Origin of the sequence: Pseudomonas sp. GL-B-26 (assembly GCF_019947405.1) — a bacterium.
Classification (GTDB): domain Bacteria; phylum Pseudomonadota; class Gammaproteobacteria; order Pseudomonadales; family Pseudomonadaceae; genus Aquipseudomonas.
Window position 1 is genome coordinate 1 of sequence record NZ_JAGYGJ010000056.1, and the last position, 20,367, is coordinate 20,367.

Genomic DNA, 20,367 nt, shown 5'->3' on the forward strand with positions numbered 1-20,367 from the left:
GGGCTTCATCTCACATTACAACCATCGCCGTTGCCATTCCGCTTCGAACCACCTGCCGCCTGCGCTGTTTGAGCAGCAAGCGGCTTAATGCTCCTACAGAGCGGTTCAAAAAAACTGAACCACTACAGCCTGCTCGCGATTGGTGCGACGCGGTGCTGAGCCGGTCTCAGGCAGTCTTGCCGGTATGGTTGTTCAGCGAAATAACCTTGGTCTTGCCAATCCGGTGACGATAAATCTCGCGCAAGTACTTGATCGCCTTCTTCACGCAATCCCGAGACAGACGAATGTCATTGATCGAGACGAACTTGTCTTTGTCGTTGATCAGCTCGCGGTACTTCTTCTCGTACATCGGTTTGATCGCGTACCAGTTGGTGTCGAGGATCTTCGCCGGGTTCTCGAACTCATTCAGCAGTTCGTCGATCCGGTCCTCGTCGAACTCTTCATTAATGATGAAGTCCAGGATCGAGTTATCCAGGGTCTCGTCAAAGCGGTACGGGTTTTTCGCGAAGCAACGCTTGATGAAGGCCACGATCAGCGTCAGGAAGTCGTCCGACAGGCACGGGCTCTTGGCGATCAGGGTGGTCAGCGACAGGTTGGCCGAGGCGCCGATGACCAGCGCATAACGCTTGAGCGTGGTGTTCGGGAACAGGCTGTTGAGGTGGGTCTTCAGCCGGTTCAGGTCCATGTAGGACAGCTTGTAGTCCTTCGGCAACGAAACAATCGACACCACCGACGAGCAGTTCTTGAAGAAGTGCAGGTCGTGCAAGGCGGCCGCGTCATACCCCGAATTCTTGTACTGCTCCAGCGAGGCGCGATAGCGCTTGGATTCGATCGGCAACAGGCTGATGCCTTCGATCGCCTGGGTCACTTTGTTGAAGTGCGGCAAGTCGATGGAGCGGAAGAACAGGTCGTCGATGTTCAGGCGCTGCGGTTCTTTCTCGAACACCTTGAACTTGTCGCTGCTCGGCGGCGGGGTTTCCGGCACCACGGACTCTGCGTAGGCAATGGCTACGGGGCCGGCCAGACTCATGAACAGGTCGTTGGCGTCGAGGCGAATGGTTTCGCCAATGTCGATGCCGGCGCGACGGAAATAGTTCTGGTCGTAGTCGGTGGTCACCGCCTGCGCCGTCAGAATGTTGAAGATCTGCTGTGAGATGTATTGGTTAGCGTGCTTTTCCATCGCGTTGACGTCGATGTTCTGGATGTTGCCGTCATCGCTTTCTTCGGCGTAACGCATGATGTCGTTGGAGATCAGCATCATGGCGTTCCATGGGCGAATACGGCCCATGACACTGGCTTCGCTGCTGTCTTCGTTGGCGAAGTTGTAAGAGAAATCCCACTCTTCCGACAGGTATTTGCACAGCAGGCGACCGGCATTGATGTGCAGCGCCTCGGACATTTCGCTGCGGTGATCGGAGATGTTCGGCAACACGCAGATGCCGCTGGTGAAGATCGGCTCGAAGACGAAGGAATGACCGCTTTTTCCGTCGTGCTCGTCCATCGGCTTGGTGTCGAACGTCTTGTTCATGTACGAGTGCTGTTGGGCCAGGCCGAATTCCGAGGCCATGCCCGAGCCGGTACCGCCGCCGGCACTGAAGATCGAGAAGTACAGGCGCGACTGGTTGGCCTTGATCCCGCAGCTGTCGATCAGGTACGAGTGAATCATCTTCCAGTCAGGGCTGGAGAAACGCTGGGTGTCCTTGTTCAGGATGATCTTGGCCAGGTACTGACCAAGGATCGGCGCGTTACCGGCGCCACCGGCGTGGACTTCCGACAAGTCCATGATTTTCATTTTGCTGTAGTCGCGCAGGAAACCGCTTTTTTCGCCCTTGCGCGAGAAACGGATGCGGCCGGCGATGTCTTTGTCCAAGTCGCCGAGCATGACCAGCGGTTCTACCAGGAACACCGGTTTGGTGGCCTTGTTCGGCCCCAGACGCAGGTTGTTGCGAATCCACTGTGCCGGGCTGTAGCCCTTTTCGGCGAAGCGCTTGTCCGGCGACAGGCGATCTTCGTTATTGAATTCATTGAGGTAGAACTTGCGGGCGTTGTACACCAGCTCGGCAACGTCCAGCGCGATGTTCGAACCACAGCGGCCCAGGCCGATCAGGCACACCGACGGGAATTCCTGATCGCTGTGATGTTCACTGTCGCCTTCCAGATGCGGTGGGCGCGGGAACACCATGTCGCGCAGGCCGTCGAGATTATCGAGGATGCGATCGGTATTGGTTTCGGTGAAGTACAGGTATTGCTGAGTCGATAACGGGCGCGATGGCGTCAATGGCTTCGACGGTGCGGGGCTGTTTGCCGCGGGGCTCAACGTCAGATCGGATATCGCAGGGGCCGGATTGTTTTTAGAAGTCATTGTGCGCCATGTACCTGGGCTGGTTGGTTGAGCGACACGATGTCGTCGAACCATCACGGATGGGATCTCGCGTCTTTTTTTCAGCGCGTATTTGGCCCAAGCGTCAGGGCCTTGGCCTGAGCATCACTCGGGGGAATCCTTTCCTAAGTCATGATGAATCGGCCAATATTCGCCAATCTTTAATCAAAAGGAGGCCAGATGATGGCAGCGTTACCTTCACTCGGATTTGCCGGGGTCGGCCTGATGGGCTTGCCGATGTGTCAGCGCTTGTTGGCAGCGGGTTATCCGCTGACGGTGTGGAACCGCAATCCAGCCAAGTGCGCGCCGCTGGTAGAGGCCGGCGCCCGACAAGTTGCCACGCCAGCTGAGCTGTGCCAGCACGCCGACGTAGTGATGTTGTGCTTGGCGGATACGTCGGTGGTGCGTGAGGTGGTGTTTGGCGCGGCAGGGATCGCGCAAGGTGCGAAAAGCGGTCAACTGCTGGTGGATTTTTCCAGCCTGGAACCTACCGCGACGCGGGAAATGGCGACAGCGCTGGTCAGCCAAACCGGCATGAGCTGGCTGGATGCACCTGTGTCCGGCGGAGTGGTCGGCGCCGAGGCCGGTAGCCTGGCGATCATGGTGGGCGGTGAAACGGCGGATCTTGAGCGCGTCAGGCCTGTGCTGTTGAGCCTCGGCCAGCGCGTGACCCACATGGGCGCCGTCGGAGCGGGGCAAGTGACCAAGGCTTGTAATCAGATGATCGTGGCCTGTAACGCGCTGGTGATCGCCGAAGTGGTGGCGTTGGCCGAACGTTCCGGGGTGCAGGCCAGTCTGATCGCCGAGGCTCTGGCAGGCGGGTTTGCCGATTCAAAACCCTTGCAGATCCTGGGTCCGCAAATGGCCGAAAGCCGTTTCGAACCGGTGAAATGGCATGTGCGCACGCTGCTCAAGGACCTCGATACCGCGGTGAAGTTTTCCCGTGAGCAAGGCTCGGCCACGCCGATCAGTGGACTGGCCGCACAATTGATGCGACTGCATGGGAGCCAGGGATTCCTGGAAAAAGATCCGTCGACGCTAGTGCAGTTGTACCGCGAGCCAGACTCAACGGGCTGACAGTGTGCGGGTGCTTGCGCTGGTTGATTTCGCTCAGAACGGGACGCAATTGCGCCAGCGGTACCGGACGACTGAGCAGGTAGCCCTGCACGAAGTCGCAGCCGTTACGCGCCAGAAACTCGTATTGCTCAAGGGTTTCGACGCCTTCGGTCACCACCTGCAAATGCAGCGTGTGGGCCATGACGATGATCGCTTGAACTATTTCCATGTCCTGGGTGGCCTTGGGAATGTCCTGGATGAACGAGCGGTCGATCTTCAGCGTGTTGAGTGGCAGCCGTTTGAGGTAGGCCAGAGAGGAATAACCGGTGCCGAAGTCGTCAATCGACAGCGAAACGCCGAGGGCGCGAATCTGGCGCAGCAACACCGCCGTGTTGGCGATGTTGCCCATCAACGCGTTCTCGGTCACTTCCAGTTCCAGCCGTTGCGGCGCCACTCCGGCACGCCGCAGTGCGTGTTCGATTTCATCGGCCAATTCTTCGCGCGCCAGGTTCAGGGGCGAGCAGTTCACGGCGATGTGGAGTTCTTCGCAACCCTGACGCGATAACTCGCCCAGATCCTCACAGGCTTTGCGCAGGACCCAGTGGTCCAGTTCGGCGATTAGGCCGTTGGCCTCGGCGATGGCAATGAACCGGTCCGGTGCCAGCAGTCCGTGAACCGGATGTTGCCAGCGGATCAGCGCTTCAAGCTTGCTGACTTGGCCGGTTTTCAGGTCGTAGATCGGTTGGTAATAGAGCATCAGCCCGGTGTTTTCGCGCAGGGCGTGGCGCAGTTCTTCTTCCAGCTGCAGTTCCAGCGTTGCGCGGGTTTTCAGGTCTTCGCTGAAGAAATTCAGGCCATTGCGCCCGGTGTCCTTGGACTGATACAGCGCCAGGTCAGCGTTTTTCAGCAACTCTTCACAGGTCTTGCCATCTTCCGGAAACAAGCTGATGCCGATACTGGTGGTCATGACCATGCGTCGCCCGGACAGCTCGATGGGCTCCTGCATTTTCAGCATGATGCGTTGGGCCATGTACCGCGCTTCTTCACGATCGTGCAAGCCGATGAGGATGCAGAATTCGTCACCGCCGAAACGCGCCACGACGTCTTCGTGGCTGCGCACCGAGCCCTTGATGTGGCTGGCCAATACTTTTAGCAATTCGTCGCCGGCATCATGGCCGAGGCTGTCGTTGATCCGCTTGAAATGGTCGATGTCCAGGAACAACACCGCCAGCATGCCGCCTTCGTTGGTTTTCTCCATGAGCTTCTCGGCGAAGATCTGGTTGAAGCCACGGCGGTTGATCAGGTTGGTCAGGGGGTCATAGTGCGCCACTTGTTGTAACGACATCCTCGCCTGGTCCAGTTGACTGAGCAGGGCGTTGACCCGTTGCAGGTCGCGCTCCTTGTTTTGCAGCTTCTTGTCCGCCAGCGCCGCGCTGATACTGCTGCCGATGATCAGCAGCGTCATGACCGCCACCGTCAGACCCAGTTGCAGATGATTGTTTTCGCCGGGTAGCGGCTGAAGGCTGTCGGCGGGCAGCACCAGATTGAGCGCTGCCATGCCGGTGAAGTGCATGCTGACGATACCGGCCCCGAGTACCAGGCTGGCGATGTATTTGAGCAGTTGATGGAACAGACCGGTGCCGTCGCGCAGATGACTTGATATCAGCAGGGCTGCAAGGCTGGCACCGATGGCGATCGCAATGGAGAGGGCGAACAGCGTGGGTTGGTAATAGGCCATTGCACTCGAACGCATGGCGCTCATGCCCACGTAATGCATGGTGGCGATGCCCAGACCGATGCAAATCGAAGCCTGGAGATATTGCCAAAAACTCAGGCGGGGATGACTGAGAGCATGCATGGCCAGCCACGAGGCGAGCAGGGCGATCAACAGAGAAAGGAGGGTGATGGGTAATTCATATTGAATGTCGATCGGCGCCTGAAACGCTAGCATGCCGATGAAGTGCATGGCCCAGATCCCGCCTGCCAGACAACTGGCGCCGACCCAGCGCCAGAGCCACTGCGAGGCGGGTTTTTCCACGTGACCGACCCGTTCGGCCATGTCCAATGTGGCAAAGCTGCCGACACAGGCGACCAAATAGGCCAGCAGTACCAGAAAAGGGTCATGTGTGCAGTTGAGTATTACCTGGCCGCTCGCCGGCAGCTCGGTAATGAAATGCAAACCAAGCCACTCCATAGCATGCCCCATTGTCATCCTGGCTGGCGCCATGAACGCTGGCGAATGCTTTGGAGTATAGAAGGCATGTTTAGAGTGCAAACGATAGTGGCACATCGGCCCTAACCATTTTGGAATGAGCGTTAGAGCGTTTGGAAATAAATGGTGTATCAGCTGCGACATCTTCCATGGGCGGATATCAGCTTTACAAATAATGACAGACAGCTCTGGCGGGCCTGACTAGATTGCAGGTTCCGGGCTCGGATGCGTTGGCAGTGAAGCCCCAATAACAATAAAAGAGACGGACCCATGCAGAACTCGACCCAAGCGGCGAATGCCTGGCGCATTCTGTTCCTGCTGTTCCTGGCCAACCTGTTCAACTTCTTCGACCGCACCATTCCAGCCATCATCATCGAACCGATCCGCATGGAATGGCACCTCAGCGACTTTCAGCTGGGGATCATCGGTACCGCATTCACCCTCGTTTATGCCATTGCCGGCCTGCCTCTGGGACGGATGGCCGATACCGGTTCACGCAGCAAATTGATGGGCTGGGGCCTGGCGGCGTGGAGCGGGCTGACAGCAGTCAACGGACTGGTGGGGAGTTTCTGGGCTTTCCTGATCGTGCGCATGGGCATCGGCATCGGTGAAGCCAGTTACGCACCGGCCGCCAACTCGCTGATCGGCGACCTGTTCCCGGCCCACCGCCGGGCGCGGGCGATGGGTATCTTCATGCTCGGCCTGCCGCTGGGGTTGCTGTTGGCGTTCTTCACCATCGGCGCCATGGTCAAGGCCTTCGACAGCTGGCGCGCGCCGTTCTTTATCGCGGCAGTGCCGGGGCTGATCCTGGCGATCTTCATGTTCTTCATCAAGGAACCTAAACGCGGCGCCGCAGAGAGTGTGCAAGTCTCGCAGGAGCGCGTAGACCGGCCAATCCGTCGGGTGCTGGCGGTGCCGACTTTCCTGTGGCTGGTGATGGCGGGGCTGTGCTTCAACTTTGCCACGTATGCCTGCAACTCGTTTCTGGTGCCGATGCTGCAGCGCTATTTCCTGATGCCGTTGCAGGAAGCGGCGGTGGCGACCGGGGTGATCGTCGGCGTGACCGGGTTGTTCGGCCTGACACTGGGCGGTTGGGTGGCGGACAAGATTCACCAGCGGGTGGCCAATGGGCGACTGCTGTTTGCCGCGTTCAGCTTGATCATCTCGACGGTGTGTACGGCTTGGGCGCTGCATTCCGGGCGGATCGAGATCGGCGTGTTTGTGGCGGTGTTCAGTGTGGGCTGGTTGTTTGCCTACAACTTTTACACCTGCGTTTACACCGCCATTCAGGACGTAGTCGAGCCGCGCTTGCGGGCTACGGCCATGGCGCTGTTCTTTGCCGGGTTGTATTTGCTGGGTGGTGGTTTGGGGCCGGTGGTGGTGGGCGCATTGTCCGACCACTTTGCGCATACGGCGATGCTCTCGGCCGGTGCTGAACAGATGACCGAGGCGTTCAAGGCTGTCGGCTTGCACGACGCGATGTATTTGATCCCGGTGGCGCTGTTTTTCACCATGGTGTTTCTGTTCCTGGCTTCGCGGTGTTTTGTGCGCGATGCCAAGCGGATGAAGGAAGGGTTGGTGGCGGTGGTTGAGCCACAGATTCCTGCGGTCACCGCATAAGAGGAGAGAGCGCAAAACCTGTGGCGAGGGAGCTTGCTCCCGTTCGGCTGCGAAGCAGTCGTGGCCTTAGATTTTAGGGCCGCTTCGCGCCCCAACGGGAGCAAGCTCCCTCGCCACATTGTTCTGTGTTGAATGTCATAAAAAAGGCCCGCATCGCTGCGGGCCTTTTGTTTTAGCGGGGCAGAGCAGGGGGAGTTAACCCGCCACCAACACCCGAATCGCTTCCAGTCGCAGCGCAGCCTTGTCGAGCATGGCCAGGCCTTGCTCGCGTTGCTTGCGCAGGGCAACCAGTTCGCTGTCACGCACGGTCGGGTTGACCGCTTGCAAGGCAGTCAGGCGCGCCAGTTCTTCGTCGGTGTCGGCGGCCAGACGACGCTGCGCCTCAGCCACGCGCTCGGCGTGACGCGGGAAGATTTTCTCTTCGCCGGCGTTGATCCGTGGCGTCAGCTGATCGCGCTGGGCCTGGATGAACTTGTTGGCGCTGGCACGCGGCACGCTTTCCAGCTGATCGTTAAGGGTTTCGAACGACACCCGGGCCGACAGGTCATTACCGTTGGCGTCGAGCAGGCAGCGCAGGGCGGCCGGCGGCAGGTAACGGCCCAATTGCAGCGAGCGCGGGGCAACCACTTCACTGACGTAGAGCAGTTCCAACAACACGGTGCCAGGTTTCAGCGCCTTGTTCTTGATCAGCGCCACGGCGGTGTTGCCCATGGAACCGGACAAGACCAGGTCCATGCCGCCTTGCACCATCGGGTGTTCCCAGGTGATGAACTGCATGTCTTCGCGAGACAGCGCCTGGTTGCGGTCGTACGTGATGGTCACGCCTTCGTCGTCGCCCAGCGGGAAGCTGGCGTCGAGCATTTTTTCGCTCGGCTTGAGGATCAGCGCGTTTTCCGAATGGTCTTCGCTGTCGATGCCGAAGGCGTCGAACAGGGTTTCCATGTAGATCGGCAGGGCGAACTGATCGTCTTGCTCGAGGATGTCCTCGACCAGCGCATCACCTTCGCCAGCGCCGCCGGAGTTGAGCTCCAGCAAGCGGTCGCGGCCAGTGTGCAACTCGGCTTCCAGGCGTTCGCGCTCGGCGCGGGCTTCGTCGATCAGCGCTTGCCACTCGCCGTCGTCGGCATTTTCCAGCAGCGGCAGCAGGCGCGGGCCGAACTGATGCTGCAAGGCGTTACCGGTCGGGCAGGTGTTGAGGAACGCATTCAGCGCTTCGTGGTACCACTGGAACAGGCGCTCTTGCGGGCTGGTTTCCAGGTACGGCACGTGCAGTTCGATGATGTGCTTCTGGCCAATCCGGTCCAGACGACCGATACGCTGCTCCAGCAGGTCCGGGTGCGACGGCAGATCGAACAGCACCAAGTGGTGCGAGAACTGGAAGTTACGACCTTCACTGCCGATTTCCGAGCAGATCAGCACTTGCGCGCCAAATTCTTCGTCGGCGAAGTAGGCTGCGGCGCGGTCACGCTCGAGGATGTTCATGCCTTCGTGGAAGACCGTGGCCGGGATGCCGGAACGCACGCGCAGTGCGTCTTCCAGGTCCATGGCGGTTTCAGCGTGAGCGCAGATCACCAGCACTTTGGTGCGCTTGAGCATCTTCAGCTGATCGATCAGCCACTCGACGCGCGGGTCGAATTTCCACCAGCGTTCTTCTTCGTTGGCGTCCGGCTGGGCCTGGAAGCTGACTTCCGGGTACAGCTCGGCGTGATCGCCCAATGGCAGTTCGAGGTATTCGTCCGGGCACGGCAGCGGGTACGGGTGCAGTTTGCGCTCCGGGAAACCTTGCACGGCGGCGCGGGTGTTGCGGAACAGCACGCGGCCGGTGCCGTGGCGGTCAAGCAGTTCACGGACCAGGCGGGCGCTGGCCTCGATGTCGCCATCGTTGACGGCGGCCAGCAGCGCTTCGCCTTCGTTGCCGAGGAAACCGTGGATGGTCTTGTGTGCTTCAGGCGACAGGCGTCCCTTGTCCAGCAGCTCCTGAACAGCTTCGGCCACCGGGCGATAGTTTTCGCTCTCGGCGCGGAAGGCGTGCAGGTCATGGAAACGGTTCGGATCGAGCAGGCGCAGACGCGCAAAGTGGCTGTCCTGACCCAGTTGTTCCGGGGTCGCGGTCAGCAGCAGGACGCCGGGAATGACTTCGGCCAGTTGCTCGACCAGCGAATACTCAGGGCTAGCCTTGTCTTCATGCCACACCAGGTGGTGCGCTTCGTCGACGACCATCAGGTCCCAACCGGCGGCGAACAGTGCGTCCTGGGCTTTCTCGTCTTCCACCAGCCACTCGAGTGCAACCAGCGCGAGCTGGGTGTCTTCGAACGGGTTGGCGGCATCGCTTTCGATGAAGCGTTCTTCGTCGAACAGCGCGACTTGCAGGTTGAAGCGGCGGCGCATCTCGACCAGCCACTGGTGCTGCAGGTTCTCCGGAACCAGGATCAGCACGCGGTTGGCGCGGCCCGAGAGCAGTTGGCGATGGATCACCAGACCGGCTTCGATGGTTTTGCCCAGGCCCACTTCGTCCGCCAGCAGAACTCGCGGTGCAATGCGGTCGGCGACTTCACGGGCGATGTGCAGCTGGTGCGCGATCGGTTGCGCACGCACGCCACCGAGGCCCCAAAGCGCGGACTGCAATTGGCGGCTGGTGTGTTCCAGGGTGTTGTATCGCAGGGAGAACCAGGCCAGCGGGTCGATCTGCCCGGCGAACAAACGATCGCTGGCCAGACGGAACTGAATGAAGTTCGACAGTTGGGTTTCCGGCAAGGTAACCACTTCGTTATGCCCGTTGAGGCCGTGGTAAACCAGCAGGCCGTCGACGTCGTCGACTTCTTGTACGGTCAGTTTCCAGCCTTCGAAGTGAGTGATCGAGTCACCCGGCGAAAACCGCACGCGGGTGAGGGGCGCATTCCGTAGCGCGTACTGGCGAGTCTCGCCAGTGGCCGGGTAGAGCACGGTCAACAAGCGGCCGTCCTGTGCCAGAACGGTGCCTAAACCCAGCTCGGCTTCGCTGTCACTGATCCAGCGTTGCCCCGGTTGATACTGCTGCGCCATGCTGCCTGACTCCCACCTTGAAAAAGCGGGCTATCTTAACGGAATGAGGGCTTCAGGGCCAAAGGACTCTCATAAAAACCCGAAGTCTTACGTTAGTACAGCGATGCAGCGCTTGCAGGTCGGGGCACCTATTCGTGCCAAACGGGTCACAGTTTGCGACCGATGGCTCAAGTCGCCATCCCCGCAGCCGACAGCCTGCTGACAGGAGACTAATAATTATGCTGCCACCGATGCTCCCCTTGAGTGCCGTGCCAATCACCTCACAGCAGGATCCGATTCGCCAGCGGCCGGATATTCCTCCCGTGGTGCCGGTGCAGGAAAGCTCCAACGAAAGCACCATAGATCTGCAACAGCGCGATCCGGAAGAGGCGGCATTTCAGCTGCGCGAGGAACAGCGCCGCAAGCAGGAACAGCAAAGGCGCCGCCGCGAAGCCGATGAAGATCCTGAAGAACACTTGGCGATTCCTGGTGACGAGCTCAACGCCGACAATACCGTGCCGGTGGCGCCATTGATGGAAGATCAGCCACGTCAGGGTTTGTGGGTCGATATCCAGATTTGAGGTCACGGCTGGTCAGCGCTGCCGTCAGACCGCATTATTGGCACATCCTTGCCTGCAGACACGGCAACTGAATTTCATTCCAAGCGATGCACTGAGCACCATGAGCCAAGACGACAAGCTGATTGACCTCAACGCCGAACGCGCCAAGCGGGTTCATGACCTTAATGAAAAGCGCCTGAACGAAGTACGCCAGGCGTTCGAGCACGCCATGCCACTGGGTAAAGCGAAGAAGAAGCCGAAGAACAAACCGAAAAAGCGTTGAAACACCCTGCATTGGTTGATGCAGGTCAGTTATTCCCCTCCTTTACGCCCAGTCTCGGGCGACATTGATCCCGGTCAATTCTTTCTCCTGCCTGATTGGTTAACTTAGCCCCATCGCAACAAGGCAAGTGCAGGAGGCCAGTCATGTTTTTCGACAACGTGGTGATCGCCGGAGTGCTGACAGTCGGCCTCATGGTTCTGTTTTTTGCAGGGTTTGGATTTTTTATCTGGAAGGATTCGCATAAGCGCAAACCGTAGGTCTTTCTGGAAGCAATGAGCACGCAAGGCATTTTGGGCAACTTCGGTTGCCCTTTTTTTTTGCCTGCGAATATCTAACTGAAAATAAAGCCCCACCGGTTCAGCATGAATACTCGGCAATAAAAAAGGCGCGAACCTCACGGAACGCGCCTTTTTCGTTGCAGCGATGTATCAGCTGCCCAGCGCCTTCGACGCCAACCAGAACAGGCCGGCCGACAGGGCTACTGTGGCTGGCAGGGTCAGGACCCAGGCCAGCAGGATGGTTTTGACGGTGCCACCTTGCAGGCCGCTTTTATTGGCGACCATGGTGCCGGCCACGCCCGAGGACAGGACGTGGGTGGTGGAAACCGGCAGGCTGAAGATGTTGGCCATGCCGATCAGGCTCGCGGTAGTGATCTGTGCCGACATGCCTTGGGAGTAAGTCATGCCCTGTTTGCCGATCTTCTCGCCGATGGTCAGAACCACGCGCTTCCAGCCCACCATGGTACCCAGGCCGAGGGCCAGGGCGACCGCCAGAATCACCCAGAACGGGGCGTATTCGGTGGTCGTGGTCAGGTCTTTGCGCAGCTTGTCCAGGTCAGCCTTTTCACGGGCCGCGAGACCAGGAAGCTTGCTGACTTTCTTCGCCGTGTCGTCCAGGCAGAGCAGGTAGCGACGCACTTCGATGCGGCTTTCCGCCGGCAGCGTGTGGTAGTCCGCTACACCTTTAAGGGTGCCGAGCAGGGCGGTGATGGTCGGTTCGGTCTGTTGCGGATTGCAACGGAATTTCTCCGGCAGGTCGCCTTCCACGCTTTTGCCCAGGGCCAGGAATTCACCCAGCGTATCGGCATTGCGCTTGTAGAACTGGCTCAGGTGCAGGGTCGCGTCGCGAGTCCGTTCGATCTGGTAGGTTGTGCTGCCCAGGTCGAGTACGAACTGCGCCGGAACGATGCCGATCAGCACCAGCATGATCAGGCCGATACCTTTCTGGCCATCATTGGAGCCGTGCACGAAGCTCACGGCCATGGCCGAAATGACCAGCACCAGGCGGTTCCAGAACGGCGGGTGTTTCTTGTCATCGATCTTGCGGCGCTGTTCCGGTGTCTTGTGCATCTTCGACAGTGGACGCCACCATTTAAGGCCGATCAATATCAGAGCGGCGACCAGGAAGCCCGCCATTGGCGAGAACACCAGGGACGCACCGATATCGATCGCTTTCTGCCAGTTCACGCCATCAGCCAACGGAATTTCGTTGATCAAGGCGTTGGCAAGGCCGACACCGAGGATCGACCCGATCAGCGTATGGGAGCTGGAAGCCGGGATACCGAAGTACCAGGTGCCCAGGTTCCAGGTGATGGCGGCGGCGAGCAGCGAGAACACCATGGCCAGCCCGTGACCGGTGTTCACATTGATCAACAGCTCTACCGGCAGCAGGTGGACGATGGCATACGCCACGCCGACACCGCCCAGCAGCACGCCAAGAAAGTTGAACACACCGGAAAAGAACACCGCCAGATGGGGCGGCATGGCTTTGGTGTAGATAACAGTGGCCACCGCGTTAGCGGTGTCATGAAAGCCGTTGATGAACTCGAAGGCGAGGACAAAGGCCAGGGCGAGCAAGAGGCTCACAAGCACCCAAGCATCTAGTCCGCTGAATAAATCGATCATGAAGGTTTTCTGACCCGGTCGTAAGGGGGCGCGATTATGCCAGAAAAGACTGCTAATCAATGCACTTGCTGCTCATCGGTAACATTCTTCAACGAATTAATTTGTGGCAGCAGCCAAAACCCCAGGTTTTTACTGGGTTTTGCAAGTCATTGAATTTCTTTGAAAAGGCCGCAACCACAAGGCGTCCTCTCGTAGGACCAAGAGGTTTTAACGCTTGTGTGAAATATCTGAAAAGAGGGCCAGACATGAGCCATTTGCCTCATCCGGTGGGTGAGGTGGCCGCTGCCCGCTCGTAGCGGGCGCGAAAGGCATCATCGATACATCCCGTTTTTAACGGGTGCAGACGCAGACCCTTGAAAGGATTCAGGCCGAGGGCTTATGGCTCTTCGGCTTTGAGTTCCTTTTCCATTTTTTGCAATTCTTGAGTGAAAGCCTGATCCTGAACGGTGGCGCGTTTACGCCAGGGTTTGCGTTCCGGTTCGGGCTGAGCGGCGTAGGTGGTGACTTCCCCGCCGTAAACTTCCTTGTAACGTTGTTCCTGGCGCTCAAGTTCCGCGCGCAGTTCGTCTTTCGTCACAGTGCTACCTGATTGAGTTGAGATAAATTCTGGTGAAACGCGCTGCATCAAATGTATTTGACCACGCTCGCCGAAAGGACAAGGCCCGCAAAGGCATCATTTTTTACGGCGTTGCGATCAATTACTTCCATGTTGCAGGCGGCCACGACACCAGAGATAAACAGCTGACGTAGCATCAGTTTCCTGTTTCAGCGAACACCTTGGCGAAGCATATGAAGTGAGTGTCACGCGTTTGTTGCGGGCAACGGCGATGGAACATCGCGCTACCGGGTGGCGGAATCGGCAATTAAAAACCGGTCACCACTGAATTTCATTATAGCGGTCGATTCGAAGAACACTATCGCCAAAGAGTTAAAAGTAGGTCTTGATGTGTGATTGTTTTGTTACTCGCAACTTTATACGGCTAACTAGGTCGCTCGGCGGCACGACGTTACAGTGATGCCTTTCTGACGCCATCAAGTCGAACAAGTTAGGACAATTACATCGACACTTCTAGTCTGCGTCAGAGCCCGTGTAAAAACAGGTGCGAGCCCGTTCAATAATCGGCTGGTCAGATTGCGATTATCGGTCGATGGTTCGATAATCGAACAGTCTTGGCTGCCCGGGGTTGTGTGAGGGACCGGCTGCCGCTTGTAATAGCCGCTGAACCGTGTGGGAAAAGGACCTTATATGAACGATCAAATGCGCAATTCCTTCGCTTCAGTGGCGCCGCCGATCGTTGCCTCGCCCGCCAAGCGGATCCAGGCACTGACCGGCGACCCGGATTTCATGACCTCCCTGGCCCGTGGCCTGGCCGTGGTGCAAGCGTTCCAGGAGCGCAAACGTCATCTCACCATCGCTCAGATCAGTCACCGCACGGAAATCCCCCGCGCCGCTGTGCGACGTTGCCTGCACACGCTGATCAAACTCGGTTACGCCACCACCGACGGCCGCACGTATTCGCTGCTGCCCAAAGTACTGACGCTTGGCCATGCCTATGTGTCCTCGACGCCGCTGGCGGTTTCCGCCCAGCCCTACCTGGACCGCATGAGCGAGCAACTTCATGAAGCCTGCAACATGGCCACTCTGGAAGGCGATGACATCTTGTACATCGCTCGTTCGGCCACCACCCAGCGACTGATTTCCGTCGACCTGTCGGTGGGTGGTCGTCTGCCCGCCTATTGCACTTCGATGGGGCGGATTCTTCTCGCGGCGCTGGACGATACGTCACTGCGCGAGTACCTCGACCATGCAGAGCTGCAAGCCAAGACCAGCCGAACCTTGCACACCCCCGAGGCGTTGCTCGAATGCCTGCAAGAGGTGCGGCAGCAAGGCTGGTGCATCGTCGATCAGGAACTGGAACAAGGCCTGCGCTCGATTGCCGTTCCGGTGTACGACGCTTCCGGCCAAGTGGTCGCGGCGCTAAACGTCAGTACCCACGCCGGCCGAGTCAGCCGCAACGAGCTGGAACAACGTTTCCTGCCCGGCCTCCTGAGCGCGAGTCGCGACCTCAGCGCGCAACTCTTTGCGTAAGCCATTTGCCTAAGCTGTTCGATAAACGCACAGACTTGCGTTTATCGAATTGACGCTCTTTCCCCAAGATCACTAATGTCGCGGCAGCGCCAGCCTCGGCTGGCACCTGTTCGACTGCGTTCTTTGCGTGGAATAAAAATAATGAACCAGCCCCAGTCTGCTGTAGGAAACTGCCTCGACGTGCAGTCCTTCATCAATGCTCAACCCATTTCGCGCTACCAATGGCGAGTGGTGATCCTGTGTTTCCTGATTGTTTTCCTCGATGGCCTCGACACGGCGGCCATGGGTTTCATCGCGCCCGCCCTGTCACAGGATTGGGGCATCGACCGCGCCAGTCTCGGCCCGGTGATGAGCGCGGCGTTGATCGGCATGGTTTTTGGCGCACTGGGTTCTGGCCCATTGGCTGACCGCTTCGGGCGAAAAATCGTACTGGTGGGCGCGGTGCTGTTGTTTGGCGCGTTCAGCCTGGCTTCGGCTTACAGCACCAACGTCGATCAGCTGCTGGTGCTGCGATTCCTCACTGGCCTGGGCCTTGGCGCCGGCATGCCGAACGCCACGACGCTGCTGTCCGAATACACCCCGGAGCGCAAGAAATCCCTGCTGGTGACCAGCATGTTCTGCGGTTTCAACCTCGGCATGGCGGGCGGCGGTTTCATTTCCGCCAAACTGATCCCGGCGTTTGGCTGGCACAGTCTGCTGATGATCGGCGGGATTTTGCCGCTGATCCTCGCCGTCGTATTGCTGTTCTGGCTGCCGGAATCGGCGCGCTACCTCGTCGTCCGCAATCGCGGCACTGACAAAGTGCGCAAGACCCTGGCGCCCATCGACCCAACCGTCGTCGCCCAGGCTTCCAGCTTCAGCGTGCCGGAACAGAAAACCGTGAAGGCCCGCAACGTGTTCGCGGTGATCTTCTCCGGCACTTACAGCACCGGCACCTTGTTGCTGTGGCTGACCTATTTCATGGGGCTGGTGATCGTTTATCTGCTGACCAGTTGGCTGCCGACGCTGATGCGTGACAGTGGCGCGAGCATGGAGCAGGCGGCGTTCATCGGCGCGTTGTTCCAGTTTGGCGGGGTATTGAGCGCGGTGGGCGTGGGCTGGGCGATGGACCGATTCAATCCGCACAAGGTTATCGGCATTTTCTATCTATTCGCCGGGGTGTTTGCCTACGCGGTAGGGCAGAGCCTGGGCAACATCACGCTATTGGCGACGTTGGTGCTGGTGGCCGGGATGTGCGTCAACGGTGCGCAATCGGCGATGCCTTCACTGGCGGCGCGGTTTTATCCGACGCAGGGGCGGGCGACCGGGGTGTCGTGGATGCTCGGGATTGGCCGCTTTGGCGCGATCCTTGGTGCGTGGATGGGCGCAACGTTACTGGGGCTGGGCTGGAACTTCGAGCAGGTGCTGACAGCGCTGGTGATTCCAGCGGCATTGGCGACCACGGCGGTGGTGATCAAAGGCATGGTCAGTCATGCGGATGCGACCTGAATCCAGGGTTCAGAGGATCGGTAGGCAGATAACAATCTGTTCGATAAACGAACACTCAGTCGATTATCGGATTGTTTGACGATTTTCAGGGGCTTACTCTTCAGTCATTCCGGCGCTGCGCATCGCGCCTTTTTCTTCCACTGTCGGTTCATAACAAAACGGGAGCCTGCCCCATGGCTGAAATCCTTTCGCTGCACGACGCGGTGAAGCAATTCGTTAACGACGGCGATACGGTCGCGCTCGAAGGCTTCACTCACCTGATCCCTACGGCGGCGGGTCACGAAATCATTCGCCAGGGCAAGAAAGACCTGACCCTGGTGCGGATGACGCCTGACCTGATCTACGACCAGTTGATCGGCGCCGGTTGTGCTCGCAAGCTGATTTTCTCTTGGGGCGGTAACCCGGGCGTCGGTTCGCTGCACCGCCTGCGTGACGCCGTCGAGAGGCAGTGGCCACACGCGCTGGAAATCGAAGAACACAGCCATGCCGACCTGGCCAATGCCTACGTCGCTGGCGCTTCCGGCCTACCGTTCGCGGTACTGCGTGCTTACGCCGGCTCCGACCTGCCGAAGGTCAACCCGCTGATCAAAACTGTCACCTGCCCATTCACCGGTGAAGTATTGGCGGCCGTGCCTTCGGTGCGTCCGGACATCACCGTGATTCACGCACAGAAAGCCGACCGCAAAGGCAACGTGCTGCTGTGGGGCATTCTCGGCGTGCAGAAAGAAGCGGCACTGGCCGCCAAGCGCTGCATCGTTACTGTCGAAGAAATCGTCGACGACCTCAATGCACCGATGAACTCCTGCGTTCTGCCGACTTGGGCGTTGAGCGCTGTCTGCCACGTTCCCGGCGGTGCGCATCCGTCCTACGCTCACGGCTACAACGAGCGTGATAACCGTTTCTACCAGGCTTGGGACCCGATTGCCCGCGACCGTGAAACCTTCACCGCGTGGATCAACGAGTACATCCACGGCTGCGCTGACTTCAGCGAGTTCCAGGCCAAACTGGCCGCTGCTTCGGAGGCCAAATAATGACTTACACCACCAATGAAATGATGACCGTTGCCGCTGCCCGCCGTCTGAAAAACGGTTCGGTGTGCTTCGTCGGCATCGGCCTGCCGTCGAAAGCCGCCAACCTGGCGCGTCTGACTTCCTCGCCGGATGTAGTCCTTATCTACGAATCGGGTCCGATCGGTGCCAAGCCGAGCGTACTGCCGCTGTCGATCGGTGACGGTGAACTGGCGGAAACCGCCGACACCGTCGTCCCGACCGGTGAGATTTTTCGCTACTGGTTGCAGGGCGGGCGCATCGACGTCGGTTTCCTCGGCGCCGCGCAAGTCGACCGCTTCGGCAATATCAACACCACGGTTGTTGGCGATTACCACGCGCCGAAAGTCCGCCTGCCGGGTGCCGGCGGTGCGCCGGAGATCGCTGGCTCGGCGAAAAGCGTGCTGATCATCCTCAAGCAGTCGGCGCGTTCCTTTGTCGACAAACTCGACTTCATTACCTCGGTCGGCCATGGCGAGGGCGGTGATTCGCGCAAGCGTCTTGGCCTGCCGGGCGCCGGTCCGGTCGGCATCATCACTGACCTGTGCATCATGGAACCGGAAGTCGGCACCCATGAATTCGTGGTCACCGCGCTGCACCCAGGCGTGACCCGTGAACAAGTGACCGCGGCTACCGGTTGGGCTGTTCGTTTTGCAGAAAATGTTGAAAACACAGCCGAGCCAACGGATGTCGAACTGAAGGCACTCAGGGATCTGGAAGCCCGCACTGCCGCGGCCCACGGCCAAGCACCCGGAGAAGCCTGATGCGTGACGTTTATATCTGCGACGCGATTCGCACCCCCATCGGCCGTTTCGGCGGTGGTCTGTCGGCGGTTCGCGCCGACGACCTGGCCGCCGTGCCGATCAAGGCGCTGATGGAGCGCAACCCGTCGGTAGACTGGAACGCGGTGGACGAGGTGTTCCTCGGTTGCGCCAACCAGGCCGGCGAAGACAACCGCAACGTGGCGCGCATGGCGCTGTTGCTGGCGGGTCTGCCGGAAACCATTCCGGGCGTGACCCTCAATCGCCTCTGCGCCTCGGGTATGGACGCCATCGGCACCGCCTTCCGCGCCATCGCCAGTGGCGAGATGGAGCTGGCGATTGCTGGCGGCGTCGAGTCGATGTCCCGCGCGCCGTTCGTGATGGGCAAGGCTGATGCGGCGTTCTCGCGCAACATGAAGCTGGAAGACACCACCATCGGCTGGCGTTTCATCAACCCGTTGATGAAAGCCCAATACGGCGTGGATGCGATGCCGCAGACGGCCGACAACGTGGCTGACGATTACGAAGTTTCCCGCGAGGATCAGGACGCTTTCGCACTGCGCAGTCAGCAACGGACAGCCGCCGCGCAAGCCGCAGGATTTTTCGCCGAAGAAATCGTTGAAGTGCGCATTGCCCACAAGAAGGGTGAAAGTGTCGTCAGCCAGGATGAGCATCCTCGCGCCGACACCACCCTGGAAACCCTGGCCAAACTGAAACCGGTCAACGGTCCCGACAAAACCGTGACCGCCGGCAATGCTTCCGGGGTGAACGACGGTGCGGCGGCGTTGATTCTGGCCTCCGGCGACGCCGTGAAAAAGCACGGCCTGACGGCTCGCGCCAAAGTACTGGGCATGTCCAGTGCCGGTGTCGCACCGCGTGTAATGGGCATCGGCCCGGTGCCGGCGGTGCGCAAACTGACCGAGCGCCTCGGCCTGGCCGTCAGCGATTTCGACGTGATCGAACTCAACGAAGCGTTCGCCAGCCAAGGCTTGGCGGTGCTGCGTGAACTGGGACTGGCAGACGACGCGGCCCAGGTCAACCCGAACGGTGGCGCCATTGCCTTGGGCCATCCGTTGGGCATGAGTGGCGCGCGTCTGGTACTGACCGCGCTGCATCAGCTGGAAAAGACCGGTGGCAAGAAAGGTCTGGCGACCATGTGCGTCGGCGTGGGCCAGGGTCTGGCCTTGGCGATCGAACGGGTCTGACGCGCAGCGTTGATGAATAAGAACTGAGGAATGCTTCATGACTGACAAGCCTGGTTACCGCCGCCCGCAAGAGGGCACCCAGCCGGAATACCTGCACCCGGCCTATCAATCCACCAACCGTCGCTCGCCGTCCAAGCCGTTGGTGTTTTTGCCCCATTCGCTGTCGGAAATTACCGGTCCGACCATCGGTGCCGAGCGTGTGCACGAGAAGGACAACGACCTGACCGCCCAGCACAAGGGCGAGCCACTGGGTGAGCGCATCATCATTCACGGCCGCGTGCTGGATGAAGATGGCTTGCCGGTGCCAGGTATTCTGGTGGAGATCTGGCAGGCCAACGCCGCCGGTCGCTACAACCATGATCGCGACCTGCACGACGCACCGCTGGACCCGAACTTCACCGGTACCGGCCGGACCGTGACCGACGCCGATGGCTGGTACCAGTTCCAGACCATCAAACCCGGCGCCTATCCGTGGGGCAACCACCACAATGCGTGGCGCCCGGCGCACATCCATTTCTCACTGTTCGGGCCGAGCATCCTGACGCGCCTGGTCACGCAGATGTATTTCCCGGGCGATCCGTTGCTGGCCTACGACCCGATCTACAACTGCGTACCCGATACCAGCGCCAAAGAGCGTTTGATCGCCAGTTTCGACCTGGAAAAAACCATCCCTTCCTATGCCCTCGGTTATCGCTGGGACATCGTCTTGCGCGGCCGCGAAGCCACGCCGATGGAGAAATAA

Annotated in this window: 17 protein-coding genes; 11 read left to right on the forward strand and 6 right to left on the reverse strand. The window is 59.4% G+C overall.

The window, feature by feature from the left end; all coding sequences use genetic code 11:
* Window positions 1–166: 166 nt before the first annotated feature.
* Entirely contained in the window at window positions 167–2,362 is a 2,196-nt protein-coding gene (locus KGB23_RS26250) for a hypothetical protein (protein WP_223433143.1), read from the reverse strand.
* A 198-nt stretch (window positions 2,363–2,560) separates the two neighbouring features.
* Between KGB23_RS26250 and KGB23_RS26255 the strand changes: the two genes are divergently transcribed.
* Window positions 2,561–3,457, forward strand: coding sequence for an NAD(P)-dependent oxidoreductase (locus KGB23_RS26255; protein WP_223433144.1), 897 nt, complete (start codon window positions 2,561–2,563; stop codon window positions 3,455–3,457).
* Here KGB23_RS26255 and KGB23_RS26260 read toward each other — a convergent pair.
* Window positions 3,348–5,630: a putative bifunctional diguanylate cyclase/phosphodiesterase gene (locus KGB23_RS26260; RefSeq protein ID WP_223433145.1), complete on the reverse strand. Its 2,283-nt coding sequence runs from the start codon at window positions 5,628–5,630 to the stop codon at window positions 3,348–3,350. The genes KGB23_RS26255 and KGB23_RS26260 overlap by 110 nt on opposite strands.
* A gap of 288 nt (window positions 5,631–5,918) precedes the next feature.
* On the opposite strand from KGB23_RS26260, the gene KGB23_RS26265 reads away from it, so the two are divergent.
* Complete coding sequence (locus KGB23_RS26265) at window positions 5,919–7,268, forward strand: spinster family MFS transporter (RefSeq protein WP_223433146.1); 1,350 nt, start codon at window positions 5,919–5,921, stop codon at window positions 7,266–7,268.
* Window positions 7,269–7,463: 195 nt separating this feature from the next.
* Here the strand turns inward: KGB23_RS26265 and rapA are convergent, their stop codons facing one another.
* A complete protein-coding gene (rapA, locus tag KGB23_RS26270; RefSeq protein ID WP_223433147.1) occupies window positions 7,464–10,310 on the reverse strand; it encodes an RNA polymerase-associated protein RapA in 2,847 nt (948 codons plus the stop codon).
* Window positions 10,311–10,528: 218 nt separating this feature from the next.
* On the opposite strand from rapA, the gene KGB23_RS26275 reads away from it, so the two are divergent.
* From KGB23_RS26275 to ccoM, 3 genes are all read left to right on the forward strand, one after another.
* The gene (locus tag KGB23_RS26275) at window positions 10,529–10,870 is read left to right on the forward strand and encodes an aspartate-semialdehyde dehydrogenase (protein ID WP_095128015.1); all 342 of its coding nucleotides are present in this window, start codon (window positions 10,529–10,531) and stop codon (window positions 10,868–10,870) included.
* Window positions 10,871–10,970: 100 nt separating this feature from the next.
* Window positions 10,971–11,132, forward strand: a complete 162-nt coding sequence (locus KGB23_RS26280) for a hypothetical protein (RefSeq protein ID WP_095128014.1) — start codon at window positions 10,971–10,973, stop codon at window positions 11,130–11,132.
* Window positions 11,133–11,275: 143 nt separating this feature from the next.
* The gene (gene ccoM, locus KGB23_RS30280; protein WP_010462558.1) at window positions 11,276–11,389 is read left to right on the forward strand and encodes a cytochrome c oxidase subunit CcoM; all 114 of its coding nucleotides are present in this window, start codon (window positions 11,276–11,278) and stop codon (window positions 11,387–11,389) included.
* A gap of 171 nt (window positions 11,390–11,560) precedes the next feature.
* Here the strand turns inward: ccoM and KGB23_RS26285 are convergent, their stop codons facing one another.
* The 3 genes from KGB23_RS26285 to KGB23_RS30180 all read right to left on the reverse strand — a co-directional run bounded on the left by KGB23_RS26285 (window position 11,561) and on the right by KGB23_RS30180 (window position 13,789).
* Window positions 11,561–13,036, reverse strand: coding sequence for an inorganic phosphate transporter (locus KGB23_RS26285; RefSeq protein WP_223433148.1), 1,476 nt, complete (start codon window positions 13,034–13,036; stop codon window positions 11,561–11,563).
* Window positions 13,037–13,412: 376 nt separating this feature from the next.
* Window positions 13,413–13,613 (reverse strand): hypothetical protein, encoded by a 201-nt coding sequence (locus tag KGB23_RS26290; protein WP_007935837.1) that lies wholly within the window; start codon window positions 13,611–13,613, stop codon window positions 13,413–13,415.
* A gap of 47 nt (window positions 13,614–13,660) precedes the next feature.
* Window positions 13,661–13,789 carry a hypothetical protein gene (locus KGB23_RS30180; protein WP_263288751.1) on the reverse strand — a complete coding sequence of 43 codons (129 nt, stop codon included), beginning with the start codon at window positions 13,787–13,789 and terminating at the stop codon, window positions 13,661–13,663.
* Window positions 13,790–14,282: 493 nt separating this feature from the next.
* Here KGB23_RS30180 and pcaR point away from each other — a divergent pair, with 493 nt between their 5' ends.
* From pcaR to pcaH, 6 genes are all read left to right on the forward strand, one after another.
* On the forward strand, window positions 14,283–15,125 hold the full coding sequence (gene pcaR, locus KGB23_RS26295) for a pca regulon transcriptional regulator PcaR (RefSeq protein ID WP_008147316.1): 843 nt from the start codon (window positions 14,283–14,285) through the stop codon (window positions 15,123–15,125).
* Window positions 15,126–15,266: 141 nt separating this feature from the next.
* The gene (locus KGB23_RS26300) at window positions 15,267–16,613 is read left to right on the forward strand and encodes an MFS transporter (RefSeq protein WP_111450928.1); all 1,347 of its coding nucleotides are present in this window, start codon (window positions 15,267–15,269) and stop codon (window positions 16,611–16,613) included.
* Window positions 16,614–16,786: 173 nt separating this feature from the next.
* Complete coding sequence (locus KGB23_RS26305) at window positions 16,787–17,644, forward strand: CoA transferase subunit A (protein ID WP_123719760.1); 858 nt, start codon at window positions 16,787–16,789, stop codon at window positions 17,642–17,644.
* Window positions 17,641–18,423 carry a CoA-transferase subunit beta gene (locus KGB23_RS26310; RefSeq protein WP_223433167.1) on the forward strand — a complete coding sequence of 261 codons (783 nt, stop codon included), beginning with the start codon at window positions 17,641–17,643 and terminating at the stop codon, window positions 18,421–18,423. Before KGB23_RS26305 ends, KGB23_RS26310 begins: the two co-directional genes overlap by 4 nt.
* Window positions 18,420–19,625 carry a 3-oxoadipyl-CoA thiolase gene (pcaF, locus tag KGB23_RS26315; protein ID WP_191623471.1) on the forward strand — a complete coding sequence of 402 codons (1,206 nt, stop codon included), beginning with the start codon at window positions 18,420–18,422 and terminating at the stop codon, window positions 19,623–19,625. Before KGB23_RS26310 ends, pcaF begins: the two co-directional genes overlap by 4 nt.
* Window positions 19,626–19,662: 37 nt before the next feature.
* A complete protein-coding gene (gene pcaH, locus KGB23_RS26320; protein WP_223433149.1) occupies window positions 19,663–20,367 on the forward strand; it encodes a protocatechuate 3,4-dioxygenase subunit beta in 705 nt (234 codons plus the stop codon).